Raw genomic sequence first — 23648 nt, 5'->3', positions numbered from 1 at the left:
GGACCCCCTTCATGCACGCTGATCTCTCCCGTCTCACCTTCCACCCGGAGCGGCACTACTCCGCGGTCGTCGCCCAGCAGGGCCGCGTCCAGCTCGACGCCGACGCCAACGAGCAGACCGCGATCCAGCTCCACCAGGCACGCACCCTCGCCGCGGACCTGATCGGCCGCTACGGCGGGCCGCGCGACGCGGCGGGCTTCCGCATCGAGTACGTGGGCGGCAAGCACGACATCGACACCCTCTACATCCACGGCGGCCGGTACTACGTCGACGGCATCCTGCTCGACGCGGACCGCCCGGCCCCCGGCACGCCCGTGCCCGACGAGGCCGCGGAGGACGCGGAGGGCGCGGAGGACACGGCCACCCCGCCCTCGTACTGGACCTACTGGGACCAGCCCGACGCCTACCGGGACGCGGAGAAGCCCGGCGACCGGCTGCCCTCGCCCGCGCAGTCGCCGTTCGTGGTCTACCTGAACGTGTGGGAGCGGTCGGTGAACGCGGCCGAGGACCCGGCGCTGCGCGAGGTCGCCCTCGGCGCGGCGATGCCGGACACCGCGGCCCGCGTCAAGGTGGTCTGGCAGGTGCTGCCGCTGTCTCTCGCGGCGCTGGCGATCGAGGACGCCGACCCGTCGAAGGAGGTCGTCCGCGCGGCCTTCGACAAGTGGGCGCAGAGCCAGGCGGCGGCCACCGCCCGGCTGGCCGCCCGCAGCGAGCGGCCCGACCACGCCGACGAGGACCCGTGCCTGGTCAGGCCCGATGCCCGCTACCGCGGTCCGGAGAACCAGCTGTACCGGGTCGAGGTCCATGCCGGTGGTGAGGCGAAGGACGCCACCTTCAAGTGGTCCCGTGAGAACGGTTCGGTCGTCTTCCCGGTCGACGAACTGGACGGCACCTGGGTGCAGTTGGCGTCCCTCGGCCACGACGACAAGCTCGACCTGGACGTCGGCGACCTCGTCGAGTTCACGGACACCGCCTCCGCCTCCCGCCTGGAAGCCCTGCCCCTGCTGCGCGTCGAGGAGCTCGACCTGCCGGGCCGCCGCGTCCGCCTCTCCGCCGAGCCCGGGCCGGGCGTCGGCCGGCTGCCCCACCTGCACCCGTTCCTGCGCCGCTGGGACCACCGCGAGGGTCCGAAGCGCAGGGGCCGTACCGCAGCCCTGAAGGGCGGCGCCGTCCCCGTCACGGAGGGGGAGTGGCTGCCTCTGGAGGACGGCGTCGAGGTGTACTTCGCCAAGGGCGGCACCTACCGGACCGGCGACCACTGGCTTGTCCCCGCCCGCACCGCCACCGGCAGCGTCGAATGGCCGACGGACCCGGCGCGCCGCCCGCTGCTCCAGGGGCCCGCCGGCATCGCCCGCCACTTCGCCCCGCTGGCCCTGGTCAAGGGCGAGGAGAGCGCCGTCGACCTGCGCCTCGCCTTCGGCCCGCTCGCGATCAGCATCCCGGCCGCGGACGAGGCGACCCTTGCGGCGGAGGAACAGGCACACCGTGAGGAGCTCGCGGCCGAAGGCCCCTCGCGCAGCAGGTCGCAGACCACCGCAGAAGCGGAGTCCGCCGTGGAAGGAGACGAGTGATGGCCACACCTCTGAGCGCGTCCAAGCTGGTGGAGATCCTGCGTAAAGAGGGTCTGACGGTCCACGAGGTGCGCAACTGGCGTACGCACAACCGCAATACGAAGGGTCCCTGGGGACCGGTGAACGGCGTGATGATCCACCACACCGTCACCTCGGGCACGGACGCCTCCGTGAACATCTGCTACAACGGCTACTCGGGCCTGCCGGGGCCGCTGTGCCACGGCGTCATCGACAAGAAGGGCGAGATCCACCTCGTCGGCAACGGCCGTGCCAATCATGCGGGGCTGGGCGACAGCGACGTCCTGCGCGCCGTGGTCAACGAGTCGAAGCTGCCGCACGACAACGAGGCCGACACCGACGGCAACCGGCACTTCTACGGCTTCGAGTGCATCAACCTCGGCGACGGCAAGGACCCCTGGCCCGAGGCGCAGAAGGAGGCCATCGAGAAGGTGTCCGCCGCGATCTGCCGCCACTACGGCTGGAGCGAGCGGTCGGTCATCGGCCACAAGGAGTGGCAGCCGGGCAAGCAGGACCCGCGCGGCTTCACGATGGACGGCATGCGCAAGCGGATCGCCGACCGGCTCGCCGGGAAGTCCCAGGGTTCCGACCCCGAGCCCGACCCGAAGCCCACGCCGTCCAAGCCGTCGCACGCTCCGTTTCCGGGCAGCGGCTTCTTCCACGACGGCCAGAAGTCGGCGGTCATCACGGCGATGGGCCGCCGCCTGGTCGCCGAGGGCTGCGACCACTACGAGGAAGGGCCCAGCCCCGAGTGGACCGACGCCGACCGCAAGTCCTACAAGGCCTGGCAGCAGAAGCTCGGCTTCAAGGGCAAGGACGCGGACGGCATTCCGGGCAGGACCAGCTGGGACAAGCTGAAAGTCCCGGCGTCCTGAGAGCCTGACCGTCCTGCCCGCCCACGCCGGTTCGGCGTTGGTGGGCAGGTGCGGCGGGGCCGCGGCGAGGGGGGCGATGTGCCGGGTCGGCGGGCTGCCTCGGACGCCGACCCGCAGCGCACCTCCTGCTCAGGGTGATCGCGGCTGCCGTAAGGGCCGCGCCTCCCGAACGACGCCGCCGACGCCTCTGGCGGTGTGCCCTTGCGGATCCGGGCGTCCTGCCGGTCGCGCATGACCTGCGCCCACTCGTCGTCGCCGGTCGCCCCAGGGTCGGAGAACCCGAAACGGCCGACGCGACCACGGAAGGCGAGGACTCCCGGGGCGGTCCGGCCCCGGACGGACGCCGCCCTAGCGCCCGGCCGTCGACCCGATCAGCTCCGACACCCGCACGAACCGGTACCCGCGTTCCCGCAGCTTCGGTACGACGGCGCGCACCGCGGCTTCCGTGGCGGGCGCCGCGCTGCGGGTGCAGTGCATGACGACGACCGAACCGGGCCGCACCCCGTCGAGCACCTGCTGTGCCACCGCGTCCGAGTCCGTGGCGAACGCGTCCCCGCTCACCACGTCCCACTGCACGGCCGTGACGCCCGCCGGGGTCAGCTTCCGCAGTACCTCCTGGTCGTAACACCCGCCCGGGAAGCGGAAGTACGGCACCGTGCGCTTCACACCGGCCTTGCGGAACGCGGTGAAGGCGCGCTCCACGTCCGTCCGCATCTGCGCGGGCGGCACGGTGGGCAGGCCGTAGCACTGACCGGTGAAGGCGTAGTGGCTGTACGAGTGGTTGGCCACCTCGAAGAGCGGATCGCTCCCGATCGACTTCGCCTCGGCCGGGTACTCCTCGGCCCACCGCCCGGTCATGAACACGGTCGCGGGCACCTTCAGCCGGCGCAGTGTCGCGATCAGGGCCGGGTTGTCGAAGTGCTCACCGGCCGCGGCGCGGGCGCCCTCGTCGGCGGTCATGTCGGCGTCGAAGGTGAGGGCCACGGTGCGGTCCCGCGGGTGGGGCGCGCTCTTGAACACGGGGGTGAGTCCGGCGGGGCCCGGCGCGAGCGTGGGCGGGCGCGAGGGCGCGGCGGACGCGGAGGCGCTCGCGCTCACCACCCCCCGCCCCGGGTGCCCGGCGGAGCCGTCGCTCCCACCGCAGGCGGCAGTTCCGACCCCCAGCGCGCCCAGGGCACAGACCAGTGCAAATCTCCGTACATAGGTCATCACGCGGCGACATTAAACGTACTAATGCGATTAATTGCGCACCGTGCCGCGTGTGCGGTGCGGCGTCGGGCCAGGTGGGCGAGGGGGGCGGGCTCAGGTGTCCCGCAGCGCCCTGCTCACCTGGTCGAAGAAGCGCGCGTGCGCGGACTCGCTCGCCGGGAGTTCGGGGTTCCAGGGGAGCAGGCGTGCCCCGGCCGTGACCTGCTGCCAGTACGGGTTCGCCGCGTACTGCTCGCACGGGGCCGCGTTCGCGCGGGAGTCCACGAGCACGATGTCGGGCGTGAGCGCGGCGGCCTGTGCCCACCCGGCCGTATTCCAGTTGGCGCCCGGCCCCGGTGGCGGTTCGACGGTCCGTACGCCGAGAGCCGTCAGCGCGCTCAGGTCGGGCCATTTGGCGGGGCGTGCCAGATGGACGCTGTCCGGGCCACCCGGCGACAGGGCCAGCACCCGCCCCGGAACGTCCCGCGCGGCCTGTTCCAACTCCCGCATGGCGCGCTCCAGTTCGGCCCCGCCCCGGTCCCGCGCCCCGAGCGAGCGCGTCAGCTCGGCGAAGCGCTCCCTGACCGCGGTGAGCGAACGGCCCTGACCGACGTCGACCACGACGACCGGGACGTGCTCCTCCAGGTGCTTCGCCATGTCCGGATCGACGCCGTACACCTGAGCGCCGCCGTAGGTGACGGCGACGACGAGGTCGGGCTCGGCCGCGAGCACCGCCTCCAGCCCCACGCTGTGACCGGCCCCCAGGTACAGGACCTCGTCGAGCGGCAGCGTCCCCGCCTTGGCCGGGTCGGCGAGATCCCCGTCGTGGAACGAGCCGAAGATCCCCACCGGCCGTATCCCGTGGTCCCACAGGGTGGCGCCGGCCTGTATGTAGGCCACCACCCGTAACGGCACGTCCCCCGCGGCCGCCACATGCCCGCGGTCGTCGGTGAACTCCCAGACTGCGTGTCGTTCCATGTGTCCGTGTCCTTGTCCCTAGGGGGCGACGTCCTGAAGGGCTCATGGGCCCGGCAGGACCCCTAAGACCCTGCCCAGGGGGCGGGATCGGCACGCTCGGTGATCAGCCGCAGTTGTGGGCGGCGCCGGTGGGGACGGAACCCTGCCTCACCCCTGCGCGAGCAACAGCTCCCGCGCCCCGGCCACGTCGAAGTCCGCCTTCGGGTACGCCGGGTCCAGCGCCTCCAGATGCTCCAGGAGCAGCTTGCTGATCGCCCAGTTGCGGTACCACTTGCGGTCCGCCGGCACGAGGTACCAGGGCGCGTCGTCCGTCGAGCAGCGTTCCAGCGCGATCTCGTACGCCTCCTGGTAGGCGGGCCACAGGGCGCGGTCCTCGACGTCGCCCATGGTGAACTTCCAGTGCTTGTCCGGGTTGTCGAGCCGTTCCAGCAGCCGCTCGCGCTGCTCCTCGTACGAGATGTGGAGGAAGCATTTGACGACCGTCACGCCGTCTTCGGCCAGGGACTGCTCGAAGCGGTTGATCTGGCCGTAGCGGCCGCCCAGTTGGCGGCGCGGGACGAGGCCGCGGACGCGGGCGGCGAGGACGTCCTCGTACTGCGAGCGGTCGAAGATGCCGATCTCGCCGGGCTCGGGGAGCGCCCGCATGATGCGCCACAGGAACGGATGGCCGCGCTCCTCGGCGGTCGGCGCCTTGAACGCCTTGATGCGGCAGCCTGAAGGGTTGAAGAGGCCGATGACGTGCTTGACCGTGCCGCCCTTGCCGCTGGTGTCCATGCCCTGGAGGATCAGCAGGACCCGGCGCCGGTCGCCCGCCGTACTGGAGGCCCACAGGCGCTCCTGGAGGTCGGCGAGGCGTTCACCCATACGGGCGGCCGCCTCCAGGCCGGCGGCTTTGCCGGAGGGGCCGGCGGGTGTCGCCCGCGCGTCGAAGGACGCAAGATTCACGGGCTTACCCGCGGGGATGCGCAGCAGCTCACGAAGCGCGACGGGCGCCTTGGCGCCGGAGGACTTCCCGGACGGCTTCCCGGGGGCCTGTCCGGCCTTGGCCCGGGACTTCCCGGCGCTCTTGGCCGGCTCCCCCTTGCCCTTGCCCTTGCCCTTGCCCTTCCGCTTCGTGTCCTTGTCGGCCTTGGCCACCGCGCACCCCTTCCCGTCAGGTCCCTCGATCGTGCGACGGACCGGGCACCTGCGCTACCGCTGCCAGGGCCCCGTCACGGCGAAGGTCGTCCCGGGCGTGTAGCAGTTGACGTACATCGTGTCGCCGTCCGGGGAGAACGTGACGCCCGCGAACTCGCCCCACGCGGGTTCCTGCGCCGTGCCGATGTTCTGGCGCCCGCGCGCCATCGCATACACGTCGCCCTTACGGGTCACCCCGAAGACGTGCTGCGCGCCCTCGCCGTCCTCGCACACCATCAGGCCGCCGCTGGGCGCGAGGCAGATGTTGTCCGGCTCCTCGCCCGGCAGCTGGACGTCGGTGCTCGGGCCGAAGACGATCACCAGGGTGAGGCGGCGCTTGTTCGGGTCGTAGCGCCAGATCTGCCCGAAGTGGTCGGCCGCCGAGCCCTCCGCGCTGTGGGCGAAGGAGGAGACGAAGTAGACGGACGAGCCGCCCCAGTAGCAGCCCTCCAGCTTCTGTGCGTGCGTGATGCCCTTCGGGCCGAAGTCCTGGAGGCGGATGGGGGTCTGCGCGGCCAGCGGGTCGGGTACGTCGACCCACTCGATGCCGTCGAAGGTCGCGCCCGTCTCCTGGACCACGGACAGGTCGGGCACCCCGGGCACCCGCATGGCCTGGAGCGTTCCGCCCGCCCGCAGCGAACCGAGGCCGCCCTCGGGCCTGTTGGGCAGGAAGCGGTAGAAGAGGCCGAACGGCTTCTCGAAGGCGTCCTCGGTCTCGTAGACGACGCCCCGCTTCGGGTCGATCGCGATCGCCTCGTGCTGGAAGCGGCCCATCGCGGTCAGCGGCACGGCGCCCGAGCGGTGCGGGTCGGCCGGGTCGACCTCGAAGATGAAGCCGTGGTCCTTGGTGTAGCCGTTCGTGCCGGCCTTGTCCTCGGTCTCCTCGCAGGTCAGCCAGGTGCCCCAAGGCGTGTGCCCGCCCGCGCAGTTGACGGCCGTGCCGGCGATGGCGACGCGCTCCGACAGGACATTGCCCCGATGGTCGAGCGTGAGTGCCGTACAGCCGCCCTTGCCCATCGGGTCGTAGGTGAGCCCCTCGACGGTCGGCACGGCGATCTTCGCGGTGACGCGGTTCTCGTGGTTGCGGACCAGGTGGACCCGGCCGTGTCTGCCCTCCAGGGCCGTCATGCCGTCGTGGTTGCTGGGCACCTTGCCCTCGCCGGAGCGCAGCGGGTCGCCCTCGCGCGAGAGGACCTTGTAGCGGAACCCCGCGGGCAGGTCGAGCAGCCCGGCGGGGTCGGGCACCAGCGGGCCGTAGCCCTTGTTGCCGAGGCTCTGCGCGGCGGCCGTGCCCGCGAAGAGCTCGGAGAGGCTTCCGGCGAAGGCGATGGCGGCGACGGAAGCGCCGCTGCGCGCGAGGACCTGACGTCGTGTTGCGGGGGACTGAGCGGTACGTGCGGTACGTGCTTCAGACATGGGGCAACCTCCTGTTGGCGGACAGGAACTGTGACCCGGCTGTGTCTATCACGGCCCATTCGTCACGGGAACCACGCGCGTAGCAGTGTCAGGTGGGGGGAGGTTGCTCGTGTAACCGCTCTACTGTCCCGTTGCGTACGGCTCAGGGGGGCCGGGCGGGTGGCAGACGAGGAGGGGACGTGAAGGTGCTGCTGCGGGCGGTGCGCGCGATCGACCGGGTGGTGGTCCGGGCTTTGGTGAACCGCGACCGGAGCCTTGCCCGTGCGCCGCGGCGTCCTGGCCGGGTCCAGGCCTACGGCCATCGGCATCCGGTGCGCGCGGGTGGCTTGCTGGGGGCCGCGACGGCGGCGCTCATGGTGGGGATCTGTGCAGTCGCGGGGTGGCGGTTCACGGGGGCGGCCGATGCCCTGGCGCTCGTCGCCATCGGGACGGGGGTCGGCCTTCTCTTCGCCCTGACGCTGCGGTGGGAGCGCATGGCCAAGGAGGCCCTTGAGCACATCGACCGCGCAGAGCCGTTCAAGGCGCCATCGGTCCGGAGCGCTGTCGCCTGGATCGGTGGTACATGGGTGGTGTTGACGGTGATGTGGTGGAGCGAGGACGCGAGGCAGGGCAGGGATGCCGACTGGCTTGTCAGTGCGGTGTGCGCCGCTGTCCTGACGGTGCTCGTCAGCTCGGCGGGCTTTGTGGTCGCGCTTGTGACCGGCAGGCGGCGCAGCAGGTGACCGCGGGCGGCCCTATGCGTGCACCAGTCCCTTCGCGTCCCGCGCGAGCGCGGTCAGCCGGGAGATCGCACGGAAGTACTTCTTGCGGTAGCCGCCGTTCAGCATCTCCTCGCTGAACAGCTGGTCGAAGGGGAGGCCGGAGGCGAGCACGGGGATCTCACGGTCGTAGAGCCGGTCGGCGAGCACGACGAGGCGCAGCGCCGTCGACTGGTCGGGGACCGGCTGCACGTCGGTCAGGCAGACGGCATCGAGGTCGTCCGTCAGGGCGCCGTAGCGGCTGGGGTGCACGCGCGCGAGGTGGTCGAGCAGATGCGGGAAGTCGTCGAGCGAGGCGCCCTGCGTCGCGTACGCCGCCTTCGTCACCTGTTCGTCGGAGAACGGGGCGGGCGCCTCGGGCAGGCCGCGGTGGCGGTAGTCGTCGCCGTCGATCCGCAGGGGGCGGAAGTGGGCGGACAGGCCCTGGATCTCGCGCAGGAAGTCGGCGGAGGCGAACCGGCCCTCACCGAGCTTGCCCGGCAGCGTGTTCGAGGTCGCGGCGAGCGCGACGCCCGCGTCGACGAGCTTGCCGAGCAGGCTCGACACCAGGACGGTGTCGCCCGGGTCGTCCAGCTCGAACTCGTCGATGCACAGCAGCCGGTGCTCGCCGAGCGTGCGTACGGTCTGCTGGAAGCCGAGGGCGCCCACCAGGTTCGTCAGCTCGACGAACGTGCCGAACGCCTTCTGCTCGGGGGCCGCCGGGGTGGCGTGCCAGAGGGAGGCGAGGAGGTGGGTCTTGCCGACGCCGTAGCCGCCGTCCAGATAGACGCCGCGGGGCCCGGTGGGGGCCGCCTGCTTCTTGGCGAACCACCTCCGCTTGCCCGAGCCGCTCGCGTGGGCGCCGCCGAGCCCGGCCGCGAAGCCGCTCAGGACCCGCACCGCCTCGGTCTGGCTGGGCTGATTGGCGTCCGGGATGTACGTCTCGAAGCGGACCGAGTCGAAGCGCGGCGGGGGCACCATCTCGGCGACCAGACGGTCCGCGGGGACGAGCGGCTCACGGGCGCACAGGGACAGCGGGGCCGCGTCGGCTATCGGACTCTGGGCCGGGGCGGTGGTGGAGGACGACACAGGACCCAACTCTAGACGCCGTGCGACACTGCGTGACATGCGACGCCTGTTCCCTGTGACGTACGAAACAGCAGATCACGCGGCCCACGAAGCCCGTGAATGGAGTCTCGACGAGCTCGCGGACGCCTATGCCTACCCCGCCGGGCAGGACGTATGGCTGCGCGCCAACATGGTCTCCACGCTCGACGGTGCCGCCCAGCACGACGGCCGCTCGCAGGGCATCTCGAGCGCCGCCGACATGCGGATCTTCGGCACCCTGCGCGGTCTCGCGGACGCCGTCCTGGTCGGTGCGGAAACGGTCCGTCTGGAGGGCTATCGCCCGGCACGCGCGCGTGAGGCCTTCGCCGGGCGCAGGGAGGCGGCCGGACAGGCACCCGCCCCGGCCATCGCGGTGATCACCGGGAGCCTGAACCTCGACTTCTCCCTTCCGCTGTTCACCTCCCCCCTCGTTCCCACGTTCGTGGTCACCGGCGCCGGAGCGCCGCCCGACCGGCTGGACGCCGCACGCAAGGCGGGCGCCGAGGTGCTGATCGTCGGCGAGGGCACCACCGTCGAGCCGGAGCGTGCGGTCCGGGCGCTCGCGGAGCGCGGGCTGACCCGGCTGCTCACGGAGGGCGGACCCCGCCTGCTCGGCCAGTTCGTGGCCGCACAGGTGCTCGACGAGCTCTGTCTGACGCTGTCGCCGATGCTCACCGCCGGAGACGCCCAGCGCATTGCCGGGGGACCGTCCCTGACCGTCCCCGAGCGTTTCGAGATGGCTTCTGTACTGGAAGAGGCCGGGTTCCTGTTCACCCGATACCGTCGGAGCTGACAATCAGCGGAATGTGCCGTTCCGTTTACGTTCCGCTGGGCACACTAAATCTCGCAGACCCCGTACGGCCACGGGGCAGGATGGTTTCCGCAGGGACCGGTCGAGAGTCGACGGCCCACGGAGGAGAGAAGAAGGGCGCCTGTCGTGTTCACGAGCGTATTGATGATCGAGAAGGCCCTGACGTCCGCCGACGTGGAGTTCGTCACCACCTTGCACGGTGACGAGGAAGTCACTTTCCATGTGCTGCTCCAGCCCCGCGGCGACCAGGCCGACCGCTTGCTGCGGGCCATCGACGACGTCGCCATGGGGGAGCTCGACGACGCGGCGAAGGAAAGGGACGTACCCGAGGGCCAGGACGCCACGGAACCCGGCGAACAAGCGCTCCAGGTCTCCCTCACCGCACTCCACCAGGCCGGCTGCCAGGCAGAGGGCCGCCTCGTCGAGGACCACCCCCTGGACGCCCTGAAGTCCCTCGTCGACGAGATCGGCGCCGACGAGGTCATCGTCCTGACCGACCCGCACTACGTGGAGGAGTTCTTCCACCGCGACTGGGCCTCGCGCGCCCGGCACAAGGTGGGCGTTCCGGTGCTGAAGCTCTTCTCGTACAGCAAGGCCTAGGGCCTCTCGCCGCCGGGGCGATACGGGGTTGCGCGGGCGGGGTGCACGGAGAAAGTAGGCTGAGCCTGCCCGCACAGTGGGCACGCAGCACACACCGTCCCAGGGAGAAACCAATGGCACCCGGCCTGCCCACCGCCATGGACCGACCGCACTTCATCGGCATCGGCGGCGCCGGAATGTCGGGCATCGCGAAGATCCTCACGCAGCGCGGCGCCCAGGTCGCCGGCAGCGACTCCCGGGAGTCCGCCACGGCCGAGGCGCTGCGCTCGCTCGGCGCCACCGTCCACATCGGCCACGACGCCGCGCACCTCGCGCCGGACGCCACCTGCGTCGTCGTCTCCTCCGCGATCCGTGCCGACAACCCCGAGCTGGCCCGCGCCGCCGAGCTCGGCATCCCGGTCGTGCACCGCTCCGACGCGCTCGCCTCCCTCATGGACGGCCTGCGCCCCATCGCGGTCGCCGGCACGCACGGCAAGACGACGACCACGTCGATGCTGGCGGTGTCGCTGTCCTCCCTGGGCCTCGACCCCTCGTACGCCATCGGCGGCGACCTCGACGCCCCCGGCTCGAACGCGCTGCACGGCGAGGGCGAGATCTTCGTCGCCGAGGCCGACGAGTCGGACCGCAGCTTCCACAAGTACGCGCCCGAGGTCGCCATCGTCCTCAACGTCGAGCTCGACCACCACGCCAACTACGCGTCGATGGACGAGATCTACGAGTCCTTCGAGACCTTCGCCTCCAAGATCGTCCCCGGTGGCACGCTCGTCATCGCCGCGGACCAGTCCGGCGCGGTCGAGCTCACCCGCAGGCTGCGCGACACGACGTCCCTCAAGGTCGTCACGTACGGCGAGTCCGAGGCGGCCGACGTCCGCATCCACAAGGTCACCCCGCGCGGTCTGACCAGCGAGGTCACCGTCCTCCTCGACGGCAAGCTGCTCACCTTCACCGTCTCGGTCCCCGGCCGCCACTACGCGCACAACGCGGTCGCCGCGCTCGCCGCCGGCGTCGCGCTCGGCATCCCCTCCCGCAACCTGGCCGCGGCCCTGAAGTCGTACACCGGCGTCAAGCGCCGCCTCCAGCTCAAGGGCGAGGAGAACGGCGTGCAGGTCATCGACTCGTACGCGCACCACCCCACCGAGATGTCCGCCGACCTCGAGGCGATGCGCTCGGCCGCGGGGGACTCCCGGATCCTCGTCGTCTTCCAGCCCCACCTCTTCTCCCGCACCCAGGAGCTCGGCAAGGAGATGGGGGAGGCCCTCGGCCTCGCCGACGCGTCCGTGGTCCTGGACATCTATCCGGCCCGCGAGGACCCGATCCCCGGCATCACCAGCGGCCTCATCATCGACGCGGCCCGCGCGGCGGGCGCCGACGTGGACACCGTCCACGACAAGGCGACCGTGCCCGACGTGATCGCGGGAATGGCCAAGCCGGGCGACCTTGTTCTCACCATGGGCGCGGGTGACGTCACGGAGCTCGGCCCGCAGATCCTGGATCGCCTTGCCAAGTGAAGGACTGAGCTGAATGTCGTACGACGTCGAAAAGCCGGACGAGGAGTGGCGCGCGGAACTGACCCCGGCGGAGTACGCGGTACTGCGCCAGGCCGGCACCGAGCCCGCCTTCGTCGGTGAGTACACGGACACCAAGACCAAGGGCGTCTACTCCTGTCGCGCGTGCGGCGCGGAGCTCTTCACCTCGGGCGAGAAGTTCGAGTCGCACTGCGGATGGCCGTCCTTCTTCGACCCGAAGGACACGGACGCCGTCGAGCTGATCGCGGACCGCTCGCACGGCATGGTCCGCACCGAGGTGCGCTGCGCCCGCTGCGGCTCGCACCTCGGCCACGTCTTCGAGGGCGAGGGCTACCCCACCCCGACGGACCAGCGGTACTGCATCAACTCGATCTCGCTGAAGCTGGCGCCGGAAGCGGGCTGACCGGGGCCCCGGCGGAGGCTCAGTCCTCCGCCGGTGTCTCCGGGCGCATCATCGGGTGGACGACGCCCGGGAAGACACGGGCCCGGACCACCGGCTCCGAGGAGCCGCCCTGCACGACCGTCTCGGCGATGCCCCACGGGCGGCCGGGCAGGACGACGGTCAGCGTGTACGAGGACGCGCAGCCCATGCAGTCGTACTTGTCCATCCACGTCTCGACGTCCGTGAGGCTGCCGGGGGCCCGGCCCACGTGACGGTGGCGGGCGTGACAGCGGTCGCACTTCTCGCCGGGCTCGCACGTGCCGCCGCAGGGGCAGGGGACGTCGAGGGACTCCGCGGGCCGCCAGCGCTGGGTGCGCACGGCCTCCGCGGTGGCGCCCATGTCCTTCATCGCCTTGAGGTTCTTCGCGGCGACGACGTACGACTCTCCGGTCGACGTCATCCGGTTCCGGATCACGTGCTTGCGTCCGCGGTTCGTCGTCATCTGGTTCCTCCTGGGTTCACGCAGCCCGCCAGGAGGCCCACGAGATCGTTCCTCCCCCACGGTACCGGGCCCGGCGGGTGACCCGGGCCCGCGCCCGGTCCGCCGCCCGCGCCATCGGGGAGAATGAGAGCCCCACGCCGCAGACACCACGTACACGTAGGAGACCAGGCCCGTTGTCCCAGAAGCGCGAAACCCGACCCGAGGCCGTGGCGTCCGATGGCCCCGGCGCTGTTCCGGAGGCCGGGCACCGGCGCCGGCTCGATCTGCGCGCCGACTGCGGGAACTGCTTCGGGCTGTGCTGTGTCGCGCTGCCCTTCGCCAAGTCCTCCGACTTCGCCGCGGACAAGGCCGCGGGCCGGCCGTGCCACAACCTCCAGGACGACTTCCGCTGCGGCATCCACACCACGCTCCGTGACAAGGGCTACTCGGGCTGCACGGTCTTCGACTGCTTCGGCGCCGGTCAGCAGGTGTCACAGGTCACGTTCGGCGGCGAGGACTGGCGTACGTCGCGCGGGACCGCGCGCACGATGTTCGACGTCTTCCCTGTCATGCGCCAACTGCACGAACTGCTCTGGTACTTGACCGAGGCGCTGGAGCTCGACCGGGCCCGCCCGGCGCACGCGGAGGTGCGGCGCGCCCTCGACGGGATCGAGGAGCTCACCCGCGCCGACGCCGCCACCCTCGCCGCGGCCGACGTCCCCACCCTCCGCGGCGAGGTCAGCGAGACGCTCCTGAAGGTCAGCGAACTCGTACGGGCGGCCGTGCCCGGCCGGAAGAAGAACCACCGGGGCGCCGACCTGATGGGGGCCCGCCTCAAGGGCGCCGATCTGCGGGGCGCCAACCTGCGCGGCGCCTATCTGATCGCGGCCGACCTCACCGGCGCCGACCTGCGCCAGGCCGACCTCATAGGGGCCGACCTCCGCGACGCGCGCCTTCAGGGCGCCGATCTGACCGGCAGCATCTTCCTCACGCAGGCGCAGGTCAACGCGGCCCGCGGGGACGGCTCGACCAGGATCCCGGCCACCCTGAGCCGCCCCGCGCACTGGTAGGCACCCGCCTCTCGGCGAGTGGTCAGACCCCCAGGGACTTCTTCAGGAAGTCGAGCTGGAACAGCAGCAGATTCTCCGCGACGCCCTCCTGCGTGACCATGTGCGTCGCGCCCGGCAGGGGGAGTACCTGGTGGCTGCGGCCCGCCGCGAGCAGCGCCGCCGACAGGCGCAGGGTGTGCGCGACCGCCACATTGTCGTCGGCGAGCCCGTGCACCAGCAGGAGCGGCCGGCGCAGCAGGGGCGCGTCGGCGATCAGGGAGCAGCGCTCGTAGTTCTCGGGCTCCTCGTCGGGATGGCCGAGATAGCGCTCCTTCCAGTGCGTGTCGTACAGCCGCTGGTCGGTGGGCGGCGCGCCCGCGACCGCCGCGTGGAAGACGTCGGGCCGGCGCAGCACGGCGCCCGCGGCCAGGAACCCGCCGAACGACCAGCCGCGGATCGCGACCCGCGTCAGATCGAGGTCGGGGAACCGTGCCCCGGCCGCCTGTACGGCGGAGACCTGGTCGTCGAGGGCGTGCGTCAGGATGTCGCCGCGGATCTCCTTCTCCCACGCGGGACCGCGCCCCGGGGAGCCGCGCCCGTCCGTGACCAGGACCGCGAAGCCCTGCTCGGCGAACCACTGCGACAGATGCGCGGGCCAGCCGAGGCCGCGCGTGGCAACCAGAAGGTGCTGGCCCCCGTACGGGTTCACCAGGACGGGGAGCGTGCCGCTGCCCGGTGTGTGCCACGACGGCAGGAACAGCTGGCTGCGCAACTCCCGCTCGCCGAGCCGCAGATGAACGGGCCGCGTGGGGACGACGGGGCGCTCGGCGAGCGAGGCGATCTCCCCGACGGGCTTGCCCCTCTTCGTCACCTCCACGGTCGTACGGTCCTCCCGGCGGCTCACCAGGACCGTGGTGCCGCCCGCCGAGACGGCCGTGTGCACGCCCGGCGTGTCCGTGAGCCTGACGCAGCCCGCGTCGGGCGCCCACGTCCACACATGGGTCTCGGTGGGCTCGTCGCCGCCCTCGAACAGCACCGACTCGCCCTGTACGCCAAGGACTTGACGGACCTGGAGGCCCACCGGAGTCACCGGCTTCCCGGCCACGACGAGGCGGCGGGTGTCCTGCTCGTCGCGGGTGGTCACCAGCGCGCCGGACGCCGTGCGGCACGGGGCGCCGGGGACCAGCTCGACCCAGGCCGCGTCGAGCTGCTCGTCCAGGAGGCGGGTGGCGCCCGTCGCGGCGTCCACGGCCAGCGTGCGCAGCGTCCGCTGGTCGCGGCTCTGCACCGCGGCGAACGGGCCCTGCGCGTCCCACCCGGCCACGGGCACGTACTCGAACGCCTTACGGTCCCAGTCCACTTCGGCGCGCGAGCCGTCCAGGTGCAGCAAATGGAGCGACACGTCGGCGTTGGCCGTGCCCGCCGCCGGGTAGCGCACGGCGCGCGGCGGCGCCGAAGGGTCGGCGGGGTCGGAGAGATACCAGCGCTGCACACGCGACGTGTCCACGCGCGCCGCGAGCAGCGCGCCGCCGTCGGGCGCCCACCAGTGTCCGCGCGCCCGGCCCATCGACTCCGAGGACGCGTGGTCGGTCAACCCGTAGGTGATGTCAGGGCCTTCGGGTGCCGCGAGCAGCCGGTCCTCGCCGTTGAGCGTGACGACGTGCAGAGCGCCCCCGGTGACGTACGCGACCGAACGGCCGTCGGGGGACAGGCGCGGGTCCACGACCGGGCCCGCCGCCGACACGGGGAACGGGACGCCGTCCGCGACACGCACGGCCCAGAGCGCTCCCGACAGGGCGTACACGACGGTGCGGCACTCGGCGTCGGCCGAGTACGAGACGAGCCCGACCGCGCTCTCTCGCGCCCGCTCCCTGCGCACGCGCTCGGCGGCCGGCACGTCTCCTGCGCGTGCGGTGCGCGAGACATTCACGAGGACCCGCTCTTCACCGTCCTCGTGGAGCCACAGCGAGCTCACGGGGTCGGCGCCGCCGCCCGTGCGCAGGAACAGGACGCGTCCGCCGTCGGCCGAAACCGTGAACCGGCTCGGCGCGCCCAGGGCGAAGCGGCGGGTGCGGGCGTACTGGCGTGGGAACTCTCGGGCATCGTCCATGAGGGCACTCTGGCACGCCCCGCTGACACCCCGTCGGGTGGGCGACAGGGCGTGGGCCGCCGCTCGCGTCAGCTGTCGGACTTGTGCCGCACCACCACGACCGAGCAGTGCGCGTGCTGCGTCACCTGCTGGCTCACCGAGCCGAGCAGCGCGCCCTTGAAACCGCCGTAGCCGCGGGTGCCGACGACGAGGAGTTCGGCGGCCCCGGACGCCTCGACGAGGACCTTCGCCGCGGGCCCGTGCACCATGCGGCTGTGCACCGGGACGGGCGGGCTCTCGCCTACCGTCTCCGTGACGACGTCGATCAGTCTGACGCGCGAGGTCTCCTCGGGGGAGAGCGGCTCGCTCCCGCCGGCCACCGTGGCCCCGTCGGCGGGCCCGAAGCTGAAGGGATTCGTGGACCACTCCCAGCTCATGACGGCGTGCACCCGGCCGCCGACGAGTGTGGCCTGCCGCACGGCCCAGCGGAGGGCTTCCTTCGAGTGCTTCGAACCGTCGACGCCTACGACGATCAACGGCTCCGTGGCCTGGCTCACCGAAGACTCCTCAGCTGGGGATCGGGTACCGCCCTTTTCCCCGTCCGGACGCTCCTCAGTCGTCGGTTCACGCGATGGTGCGATCATGTGCCGCCGTCCGGATGCCCGCCGGAGGCCACGGGTAGGGCCGGGCCATGACGCAGCCGTTCGAACTGCCGCACTTCTACATGCCGTACCAGGCGCGGCTCAATCCACACCTCGACGAGGCGCGGGCGCACTCCACACAGTGGGCCCGCGAGATGAGCATGCTGGAGGGGTCGGGTATCTGGGAGCAGAGCGACCTCGACGCGCACGACTACGGACTGCTGTGCGCGTACACCCACCCCGACTGCGACGGGCCCGCCCTGTCGCTCGTCACCGACTGGTACGTGTGGGTCTTCTTCTTCGACGACCACTTCCTGGAGACGTTCAAGCGGACCACGGACCGCGAGGGCGGCAAGGCTTATCTGGACCGCCTGCCCCTGTTCATGCCGATGGACCTGTCGACCCCCGTGCCCGAGCCGCAGAACCCCGTCGAGGCGGGCCTCGCCGACCTCTGGGCGCGCACCGTGCCCGCCATGTCGGTGGACTGGCGCCGAAGGTTCGCCGAGTCGACCGAGCACCTCCTCAACGAGTCGATGTGGGAGCTGTCCAACATCAACGAGGGGCGGATCTCCAACCCCGTCGAGTACATCGAGATGCGCCGCAAGGTCGGCGGCGCGCCCTGGTCGGCGGGGCTCGTCGAGTACGCGACCTCCGAAGTGCCCGCGTCCGCCGCCGGGTCGAGGCCGCTGCGCGTCCTCATGGAGACGTTCTCCGACGCCGTGCACCTGCGCAACGACCTCTTCTCGTACCAGCGGGAGGTCGAGGACGAGGGCGAGCTGAGCAACGGCGTACTGGTCCTGGAGACCTTCTTCGGCTGCACGACGCAGGAGGCCGCGCAGACCGTCAACGACATCCTCACCTCGCGCCTCCACCAGTTCGAGCACACCGCGCTCACCGAAGTGCCGGCCCTCGCCGTCGAGAAGGGGCTCGCACCGCCCGAGGTCGCCGCGGTCGCCGCCTACACGCGGGGCCTCCAGGACTGGCAGTCCGGCGGCCACGAATGGCATCTGCGCTCCAGCCGGTACATGAACGAGGGGGCGACCGGGAGCAACCCCCTGGCGGGGCCCACCGGGATCGGCACGTCCGGCGCGGACGTCGGGGCGCTGCTCGCGGCGGCCGGCGCAGAACGGCTGCGCGCCTACACGCATGTGCCGTACCAGAAGGTGGGCCCGTCCCTGCTCCCCGACTTCTACATGCCGTTCCGGCTCCGGCTGAATCCCGGCCTGGAGGAGGCCCGCCGGCGCATCACGCCGTGGGCGCACGCCATGGGCATCCTGGAGGAAGGCGTCTGGGACGAGGACAAGCTCGCCGCCTACGACCTGCCCCTGTGCTCGGCCGGTATCGACCCCGACGGGGACCAGGACGCCCTGGACCTGAGTGCGCACTGGCTGGCCTGGGGGACGTACGGGGACGACTACTACCCGCTCGTCTTCGGGCACCGGCGTGACCTCGCCGCGGCGAAGCTGTGCACCGAGCGGCTCTCCGCGTGTATGCCCGTCGACGGCGGCGAGATCCCGCCGCCCGTGAACGCGATGGAGCGCGGCCTCGCCGACCTGTGGGCCCGCACCGCCGCCGGGATGACGACCGAGCAGCGGCGCACCCTGAAGGCGTCCATCGACGTCATGACGGAGAGCTGGGTGTGGGAGCTGGCCAACCAGCTCCAGAACCGCATCCCGGACCCTGTCGACTACCTGGAGATGCGCCGCGCCACGTTCGGCGCCGACCTCACCATGAGCCTGAGCCGGATGGGCCACGGCCCGGCCGTGCCGCCCGAGGTCTACCGCAGCGGCCCGGTCCGCTCCCTGGAGAACGCAGCCGTCGACTACGCGATGCTCCTGAACGACGTGTTCTCGTACCAGAAGGAGATCGAGTACGAGGGCGAGATCCACAACGGCATCCTCGTCGTGCAGAACTTCTTCGGCTGCGACTACCCGACCGCGCTCGGCGTCGTGCACGACCTGATGACACAGCGCATGCAGCAGTTCGAGCATGTCGCCACCCATGAATTCCCCGTCCTGTACGACGACTTCAAGCTGTCGCGCGAGGCGCGGGCGACCATGGACGGCTATGTGCTGGAGCTCCAGAACTGGACGGCCGGGATCCTCAACTGGCACCGGGAATGCCGACGTTACGGAGCCGCCGACCTGGCCCGGCGCGCGCATGGGTTCGTACCGGGACGGTTGCCGAACCTTTTCAGCCGGAATGAGGGGTTCATGGAACCCTCGTGGGGTGTGGTGAGTCCTGTGGGGTGAAGGCGGCCACTGACCGGCCGCACCACGGGGGACGCAACACAGAACACGGGGGTGTTCTCACCATGACCGACATCATCGAGAGGATCACGGACGGCCTGGCGGGCGCGGCGCGGGATTCCGCGCCCGCCGCGGCGGACGGTGAACTGGCGCCGCACATCGCGCCGTTGACCGTTCCGCCCGTCCTGCGTCCCGACTCCACGGACGTCCTGCGGGAGACCGAGATCGCGCTGCGGCCGACGTGGGTGCGGCTGCACCCGCAGCTCCCGCCGACACTCATGTGGGGATACGGCGGATCGGTGCCGGGGCCGACGATCGAGGTCCGGCGCGGGCAGCGCGTCCGGATCGCCTGGACCAACCGCATTCCGAAGGGCAGCGAGTACCCGGTCACCGCCGTCGAGGTGCCGGCGGCGAACCCCAACCCGAGCACCGAACCGGGCCGCGGCGGCGTCCCGCCGATCGCGGACGTCGCCGCCCTGCCCGCCTGGACCGTCACCCACCTGCACGGCGCGCAGACCGGCGGCGGCAACGACGGCTGGGCGGACAACGCGGTGGGCTACGGCGACGCCCAGCTCTCCGAGTACCCGAACGACCACCAGGCGGTCCAGTGGTGGTATCACGACCACGCCATGAACGTGACGCGGTGGAACGTCCACGCGGGCCTCTACGGCACCTACCTCGTCCGCGACGACGAGGAGGACGCGCTCCAACTCCCCTCCGGGGAGCGGGAGATCCCGCTCCTCATCGCCGACCGCAACCTCGACACGGACGAGGACGGCGCGCTCAATGGCCGACTGCTGCACAAGACCGTGATCGTCCAGGAGAAGAACCCGGAGACGGGCAAGCCGGTCTCCGTGCCCTTCGCGGGCCCGTACACCACCGTCAACGGCCGCATCTGGCCCTACGCCGAAGTGGACGCGGCCTGGCACCGCTTCCGCCTGGTCAACGCGTCGAACGCCCGGATCTACGACCTCGTCCTGATCGACGAGGACGACAACCCGGTGCCGGGCGTTCTGCATCAGATCGGCAGCGACGGCGGGCTGCTGCCGCGCCCGGTGCCGGTCGACTTCGATGAGGCGCTGCCCACGCTGACCGTCGCGCCGGCCGAGCGCATGGACCTGCTCATCGACTTCCGCGCGCTCGCGGGACGCCGCGTACGCCTCGTCAACAAGGGCGCGGGCCAGGCGCCCGGCGTACCCGACCCGGCGAACAACGTGCGCTATCCGCACGTCATGGAGTTCCGTGTCGGCGAGTGCGGCGCGGACGACCCCTTCGAGCTGCCCGAGGTGCTCTCGGGATCCTTCCGCCGCCTGACGCACGACATCGAGCACGGGCACCGGCTGATCGTGCTGACCCCGCCCGCCACGAAGGGCGGCGGTGGTCACCCCGAGATCTGGGAGATGACCGAGGTCGAGGGGGAGGTCGAAGTCCCAGCGGACGGCGTCATCCAACTCCGTGGCGCCGACGGTACGTTGAAGACGTACCGTCGCACCTCACGCACCTTCAACGACGGCCTCGGCTTCACCGTCGCCGAGGGAAGCTACGAGCAGTGGAGCTTCCTCAACCTCGCGGTGAACCCGCCCGTCGTGCACCCCATGCACATCCATCTCGCCGACTTCCAGATCCTCGGCCGTGACACGTACGACGTGTCGGGGTTCGACGCGACGGTCGGCGGCACGCGCGCGCCGCTCGCGCCCGACCCGGCCACGCCGGTCCCGCTCCCGCCGAACGAGCGCGGCTACAAGGACGTCTTCCGGGCGCTGCCCGGCCAGATGCTGCGCGTCATGGGCCGGTTCGACGGCGCGTACGGGCGCTTCATGTATCACTGCCATCTGCTGGAGCACGAGGACATGGGCATGATGCGGCCGTTCGTGGTGATGCCCGCCGAAGCGATGAAGTTCGACCACGGTGCCGGGCACGGCGGACATGGGGGGCACGGAGGGCACGGCGGCTGACCGTATGCCAGAAATGCCCGGTTCAGTCTCACTCGTTCGAGGATCGTCGCGCCGGACGCGGACGGGTAGAGCTTTGGCCGGAGGTGGGCCATGGAACAGACCGCGTTGCGCCCCAAGTCGATGCCCGGAGCCCCGCGCCGTGAGGCGGCGGCCCGGGGGAACGGTTCGGGCGGTCGCCGCCCGCATGCGGCACGGCGCCGTGGCAAGCGCCTCGTCACCCTGCTGCTCGGCCTGCTGTTCGGGGCCGTGCTCGTGCTGTCGGGCGTCGGCCTCGGCACGGTCGGCGCCGCCGTCATAGGCATGAGCAAGCTGGCCGAGATGCAGCAGCAGGCGGGGGCGGCGCCGCGGTCGCCCGCGCTCCAGCCGTCACATCCGTCGACCTCTTCCGCCGCCCCGTCGCCCTCCGCCCGCCCCGTGCGGGCGGCGCTCGGCGTCGAGGCGGTGGACGCGCCCAAGGGGGCTGGGGCGCTGCTCGTGGGCGTGCACGTGCCCGGTCCCGGCTATACGGCCGGTCTCGTCCGGGGCGATGTGCTGATCGCCTTCGGCGGGACGCGGATCGGCTCGGCGGGCGCCCTCGCCCAGGCGGTGGAGTCCGCGCGTCCGGGCCGGCAGGTCACGCTGACGGTCCGGCACGAGTCGGGCGTGCGCCAGGTGCTGGCGGTGACTCCTGGAGTGGTGACCTAGGGGATCGCCCTAGGGGGGAGATCAGACCACCCGGAAGTGCGTCGTCAGCCGCCGCTCGTCGTCGAGGATGTGGAAGGCCAGGCCCACCGGTGCGTCCCGGTCCGCCACACCCTCGCCCTCCCAGGGCAGCCGCAGCGTCCAGGTCACGCCGGGGCCGATCATCAGTGGACGGCCCGCGAACACGGTGGCGGCCGGGGTGTGCGCGTGCCCCGCGATGATCCCGGCGATCTCCGGCCGCCGCTCCAGCAGGGCGGCCAGCTCCCGTGGTCGGTCCAGCTGGTACGTGTCGGGCAGCGGGTGGTGCAGCGCCACCGGCGGGTGGTGGAACGCGAGCAGGACGGGCGTCTCGCCGTCGAGCCTGTCGAGGGTGTCCTCCAGCCAGCCGTACGTCTCCTCGTCGAGCCGGCCCTCGTCGGCGCCCGGAATGCTGGAGTCGCACATGAGGACCACGGCGCCGCCGACGTGGTGGGCGCGGTTCACCGGTCCCTCGGCCGCGGGTTCGCGCAGCAGCGCCTTGCGGTAGGGCGCCCGGCTGTCGTGGTTGCCGGGGCAGGTCAGGACGGGGAAGGGTGCGTCGCCGTCGTGCAGCCCCAGCAGCTCCGCCGCCTCCTCGTACTCGGACTCCGCGCCGTGGTCCGCGATGTCGCCGGTGACCAGGAGGGCGTCGAGGGGGCCCGCCAGCGCCCGGAGGTGGTCGATCACGCGCCGGGCGCGCGCCGTGGCGCGCGGGGTTCCGTCGAGGTGCAGGTCGCTGATCTGGGCCAGTACAAGCATGGTTGTACGTCCTCCGGAGAAGGGGCTTAACGGATACTGCCGATCTAACCATTAGTTGTAATGGTTGATCAATGGGTAGACATTAGGAAGCGGCCCGGCCGGGCGGCGCGCGCAGGCGGGAACAGACTCGCGTCAGGCCCTGCGGGCGGGCAGGATGCTGCCCGTACGTCCTGTTCGGAGAAGCAAGGTTCAGCTCGGAGCACCCGGAGGACCGGATGACCGCCACGCCCGCGCCGTTCACGGCCGACGACTACAAGGCCCGGATGGAGCGCGCCGCCCGGTCCGCGGCCGACGCGGGGCTCGCCGGCGTCCTCGTCGCCCCCGGCCCCGACATGGTCTGGCTCACCGGCTATTCGCCCACCGCCGATACCGAGCGCCTCACGATGCTCGTCCTCGCCCCCGGTCAGGACCCCGTCCTCGTGGTCCCCACGCTTGAGGCACCGGACGCCGCGAAGGCGGTGGGAGCGGACGCCCTCACCCTGCGGGACTGGACCGACGGCAAGGACCCCTACGCGGTGACCGCGCCCCTCCTCGACGTCTCCGGGCGCTTCGGCATCAGCGACAACGCGTGGGCGATGCACCTCATCGGGCTGCAGAAGACACTGCCCGACACCTCGTACGCCTCCCTCACCGAGGCCCTGCCGATGATGCGCGCCGTCAAGGACGCGGCCGAACTCGAACGGCTCATGGCGGCGGGCGAGGCGGCCGACGCCACGTACGAGGAGATCAAGAAGGTTCCCTTCGCGGGCCGCAGGGAGACCGACGTCGCGGGCGATCTCGCCGATCTGCTGCGGCAGTTCGGGCACTCGCAGGTCGACTTCACCGTCGTCGGATCGGGCCCGAACGGCGCCAACCCGCACCACGAGGCGGGCGAACGCGTCATCGAGAACGGCGACATGGTCGTCCTCGACTTCGGCGGCCTCAAGCACGGCTACGGCTCCGACACCTCCCGCACCGTGCACGTCGGCGAGCCCACCGCCGAGGAGCAGCGCGTCCACGACGTCGTGCGCGAGGCGCAGGCGGCGGGCTGCGCGGCGGTCAAGCCGGGCGCCGCCTGTCAGGACGTCGACCGCGCCGCCCGCGCTGTCATCACCGAGTTCGGCTACGGCCAGTTCTTCATCCACCGCACCGGCCACGGCATCGGCGTCACCACCCACGAACCGCCCTACATGATCGAGGGCGAGGAACTGCCCCTCGTCCCCGGGATGTGCTTCTCCGTGGAGCCGGGCATCTACCTTCCGGGCCGCTTCGGGGTGCGCATCGAGGACATCGTGACGGTCACCGAGGACGGCGTACGACGGCTGAACAGCACGTCGCGGGACATGGCGATCGTGAGCTAGA

Annotated in this window: 21 protein-coding genes; 12 read left to right on the top strand and 9 right to left on the bottom strand. The window is 71.7% G+C overall.

Annotated features, from left to right (window positions below; genetic code table 11):
• Window positions 1-11 precede the first annotated feature (11 nt).
• A complete protein-coding gene (locus OG698_RS14270) occupies window positions 12-1571 on the top strand; it encodes a DUF6519 domain-containing protein (protein ID WP_406103383.1) in 1560 nt (519 codons plus the stop codon).
• Window positions 1571-2464 (top strand): peptidoglycan-binding protein, encoded by an 894-nt coding sequence (locus OG698_RS14265; RefSeq protein ID WP_406103382.1) that lies wholly within the window; start codon window positions 1571-1573, stop codon window positions 2462-2464. Before OG698_RS14270 ends, OG698_RS14265 begins: the two co-directional genes overlap by 1 nt.
• Before the next feature lie 348 nt (window positions 2465-2812).
• Here OG698_RS14265 and OG698_RS14260 read toward each other — a convergent pair whose 3' ends face one another.
• From OG698_RS14260 to OG698_RS14245, 4 genes are all read right to left on the bottom strand, one after another.
• Entirely contained in the window at window positions 2813-3676 is an 864-nt protein-coding gene (locus OG698_RS14260) for a polysaccharide deacetylase family protein (protein WP_406103381.1), read from the bottom strand.
• A 90-nt stretch (window positions 3677-3766) separates the two neighbouring features.
• Window positions 3767-4630, bottom strand: a complete 864-nt coding sequence (locus tag OG698_RS14255; RefSeq protein WP_406103380.1) for an ABC transporter substrate-binding protein — start codon at window positions 4628-4630, stop codon at window positions 3767-3769.
• Between the two features lie 147 nt (window positions 4631-4777).
• The gene (locus tag OG698_RS14250) at window positions 4778-5602 is read right to left on the bottom strand and encodes a PPK2 family polyphosphate kinase (protein ID WP_406111066.1); all 825 of its coding nucleotides are present in this window, start codon (window positions 5600-5602) and stop codon (window positions 4778-4780) included.
• 219 nt (window positions 5603-5821) lie between these two features.
• Entirely contained in the window at window positions 5822-7222 is a 1401-nt protein-coding gene (locus tag OG698_RS14245; protein WP_406103379.1) for an alkaline phosphatase PhoX, read from the bottom strand.
• A 179-nt stretch (window positions 7223-7401) separates the two neighbouring features.
• Here OG698_RS14245 and OG698_RS14240 point away from each other — a divergent pair, with 179 nt between their 5' ends.
• Window positions 7402-7944, top strand: a complete 543-nt coding sequence (locus tag OG698_RS14240) for a hypothetical protein (protein ID WP_329569368.1) — start codon at window positions 7402-7404, stop codon at window positions 7942-7944.
• A 12-nt stretch (window positions 7945-7956) separates the two neighbouring features.
• Here the strand turns inward: OG698_RS14240 and zapE are convergent, their stop codons facing one another.
• The gene (gene zapE, locus OG698_RS14235; protein ID WP_406103378.1) at window positions 7957-9048 is read right to left on the bottom strand and encodes a cell division protein ZapE; all 1092 of its coding nucleotides are present in this window, start codon (window positions 9046-9048) and stop codon (window positions 7957-7959) included.
• 37 nt (window positions 9049-9085) lie between these two features.
• On the opposite strand from zapE, the gene OG698_RS14230 reads away from it, so the two are divergent.
• The 4 genes from OG698_RS14230 to msrB all read left to right on the top strand — a co-directional run bounded on the left by OG698_RS14230 (window position 9086) and on the right by msrB (window position 12406).
• Window positions 9086-9859, top strand: coding sequence for a pyrimidine reductase family protein (locus OG698_RS14230; protein ID WP_100591297.1), 774 nt, complete (start codon window positions 9086-9088; stop codon window positions 9857-9859).
• A 144-nt stretch (window positions 9860-10003) separates the two neighbouring features.
• Entirely contained in the window at window positions 10004-10477 is a 474-nt protein-coding gene (locus OG698_RS14225; protein ID WP_100591298.1) for an indole-3-glycerol phosphate synthase, read from the top strand.
• Window positions 10478-10590: 113 nt separating this feature from the next.
• Window positions 10591-11985 carry a UDP-N-acetylmuramate--L-alanine ligase gene (gene murC, locus OG698_RS14220; protein ID WP_406103377.1) on the top strand — a complete coding sequence of 465 codons (1395 nt, stop codon included), beginning with the start codon at window positions 10591-10593 and terminating at the stop codon, window positions 11983-11985.
• A 13-nt stretch (window positions 11986-11998) separates the two neighbouring features.
• Entirely contained in the window at window positions 11999-12406 is a 408-nt protein-coding gene (gene msrB, locus OG698_RS14215) for a peptide-methionine (R)-S-oxide reductase MsrB (RefSeq protein ID WP_399967521.1), read from the top strand.
• 19 nt (window positions 12407-12425) lie between these two features.
• Here the strand turns inward: msrB and OG698_RS14210 are convergent, their stop codons facing one another.
• On the bottom strand, window positions 12426-12887 hold the full coding sequence (locus tag OG698_RS14210) for a hypothetical protein (RefSeq protein ID WP_399967523.1): 462 nt from the start codon (window positions 12885-12887) through the stop codon (window positions 12426-12428).
• 206 nt (window positions 12888-13093) lie between these two features.
• On the opposite strand from OG698_RS14210, the gene OG698_RS14205 reads away from it, so the two are divergent.
• Window positions 13094-13936 carry a pentapeptide repeat-containing protein gene (locus tag OG698_RS14205; RefSeq protein WP_399968357.1) on the top strand — a complete coding sequence of 281 codons (843 nt, stop codon included), beginning with the start codon at window positions 13094-13096 and terminating at the stop codon, window positions 13934-13936.
• Between the two features lie 22 nt (window positions 13937-13958).
• Here the strand turns inward: OG698_RS14205 and OG698_RS14200 are convergent, their stop codons facing one another.
• Together OG698_RS14200 and OG698_RS14195 are read right to left on the bottom strand one after the other, a co-directional pair.
• Complete coding sequence (locus OG698_RS14200; protein ID WP_406103376.1) at window positions 13959-16025, bottom strand: prolyl oligopeptidase family serine peptidase; 2067 nt, start codon at window positions 16023-16025, stop codon at window positions 13959-13961.
• Between the two features lie 68 nt (window positions 16026-16093).
• Window positions 16094-16561: a universal stress protein gene (locus OG698_RS14195; RefSeq protein ID WP_406103375.1), complete on the bottom strand. Its 468-nt coding sequence runs from the start codon at window positions 16559-16561 to the stop codon at window positions 16094-16096.
• Between the two features lie 134 nt (window positions 16562-16695).
• On the opposite strand from OG698_RS14195, the gene cyc2 reads away from it, so the two are divergent.
• The 3 genes from cyc2 (at window position 16696) to OG698_RS14180 (ending at window position 21533) form a co-directional block, all read left to right on the top strand.
• Window positions 16696-18897, top strand: coding sequence for a germacradienol/geosmin synthase Cyc2 (gene cyc2, locus OG698_RS14190; protein ID WP_406103374.1), 2202 nt, complete (start codon window positions 16696-16698; stop codon window positions 18895-18897).
• 62 nt (window positions 18898-18959) lie between these two features.
• The gene (phsA, locus tag OG698_RS14185; protein WP_406103373.1) at window positions 18960-20849 is read left to right on the top strand and encodes an O-aminophenol oxidase PhsA; all 1890 of its coding nucleotides are present in this window, start codon (window positions 18960-18962) and stop codon (window positions 20847-20849) included.
• Window positions 20850-20939: 90 nt separating this feature from the next.
• Window positions 20940-21533 carry a PDZ domain-containing protein gene (locus tag OG698_RS14180; protein WP_406103372.1) on the top strand — a complete coding sequence of 198 codons (594 nt, stop codon included), beginning with the start codon at window positions 20940-20942 and terminating at the stop codon, window positions 21531-21533.
• Between the two features lie 21 nt (window positions 21534-21554).
• On the opposite strand, the gene OG698_RS14175 is transcribed toward OG698_RS14180, so the two are convergent.
• Entirely contained in the window at window positions 21555-22307 is a 753-nt protein-coding gene (locus tag OG698_RS14175; RefSeq protein WP_406103371.1) for a metallophosphoesterase, read from the bottom strand.
• Between the two features lie 215 nt (window positions 22308-22522).
• On the opposite strand from OG698_RS14175, the gene OG698_RS14170 reads away from it, so the two are divergent.
• Window positions 22523-23647 carry a M24 family metallopeptidase gene (locus OG698_RS14170; RefSeq protein WP_406103370.1) on the top strand — a complete coding sequence of 375 codons (1125 nt, stop codon included), beginning with the start codon at window positions 22523-22525 and terminating at the stop codon, window positions 23645-23647.
• Window position 23648: the final 1 nt, after the last annotated feature.

This window comes from Streptomyces sp. NBC_01003, from assembly GCF_045162695.1.
In the GTDB taxonomy this organism is placed as follows: Bacteria; Actinomycetota; Actinomycetes; order Streptomycetales; family Streptomycetaceae; genus Streptomyces.
The sequence above is the reverse complement of the archived record's forward strand: the minus strand, read 5'-3'. Positions and strand labels throughout refer to the sequence as shown.

Excerpts from the sequence above, each read along its gene's own strand:
- OG698_RS14270 (WP_406103383.1), top strand. The coding sequence starts at position 12 with ATGCACGCTGATCTCTCCCGTCTCACCTTCCACCCGGAGCGGCACTAC.
- OG698_RS14265 (WP_406103382.1), top strand. The coding sequence starts at position 1,571 with ATGGCCACACCTCTGAGCGCGTCCAAGCTGGTGGAGATCCTGCGTAAA.
- OG698_RS14255 (WP_406103380.1), bottom strand. The coding sequence starts at position 4,630 with ATGGAACGACACGCAGTCTGGGAGTTCACCGACGACCGCGGGCATGTG.
- OG698_RS14245 (WP_406103379.1), bottom strand. The coding sequence starts at position 7,222 with ATGTCTGAAGCACGTACCGCACGTACCGCTCAGTCCCCCGCAACACGA.
- OG698_RS14230 (WP_100591297.1), top strand. The coding sequence starts at position 9,086 with ATGCGACGCCTGTTCCCTGTGACGTACGAAACAGCAGATCACGCGGCC.
- murC (WP_406103377.1), top strand. The coding sequence starts at position 10,591 with ATGGCACCCGGCCTGCCCACCGCCATGGACCGACCGCACTTCATCGGC.
- msrB (WP_399967521.1), top strand. The coding sequence starts at position 11,999 with ATGTCGTACGACGTCGAAAAGCCGGACGAGGAGTGGCGCGCGGAACTG.
- OG698_RS14210 (WP_399967523.1), bottom strand. The coding sequence starts at position 12,887 with ATGACGACGAACCGCGGACGCAAGCACGTGATCCGGAACCGGATGACG.
- OG698_RS14200 (WP_406103376.1), bottom strand. The coding sequence starts at position 16,025 with ATGGACGATGCCCGAGAGTTCCCACGCCAGTACGCCCGCACCCGCCGC.
- cyc2 (WP_406103374.1), top strand. The coding sequence starts at position 16,696 with ATGACGCAGCCGTTCGAACTGCCGCACTTCTACATGCCGTACCAGGCG.
- phsA (WP_406103373.1), top strand. The coding sequence starts at position 18,960 with ATGACCGACATCATCGAGAGGATCACGGACGGCCTGGCGGGCGCGGCG.
- OG698_RS14180 (WP_406103372.1), top strand. The coding sequence starts at position 20,940 with ATGGAACAGACCGCGTTGCGCCCCAAGTCGATGCCCGGAGCCCCGCGC.
- OG698_RS14175 (WP_406103371.1), bottom strand. The coding sequence starts at position 22,307 with ATGCTTGTACTGGCCCAGATCAGCGACCTGCACCTCGACGGAACCCCG.
- OG698_RS14170 (WP_406103370.1), top strand. The coding sequence starts at position 22,523 with ATGACCGCCACGCCCGCGCCGTTCACGGCCGACGACTACAAGGCCCGG.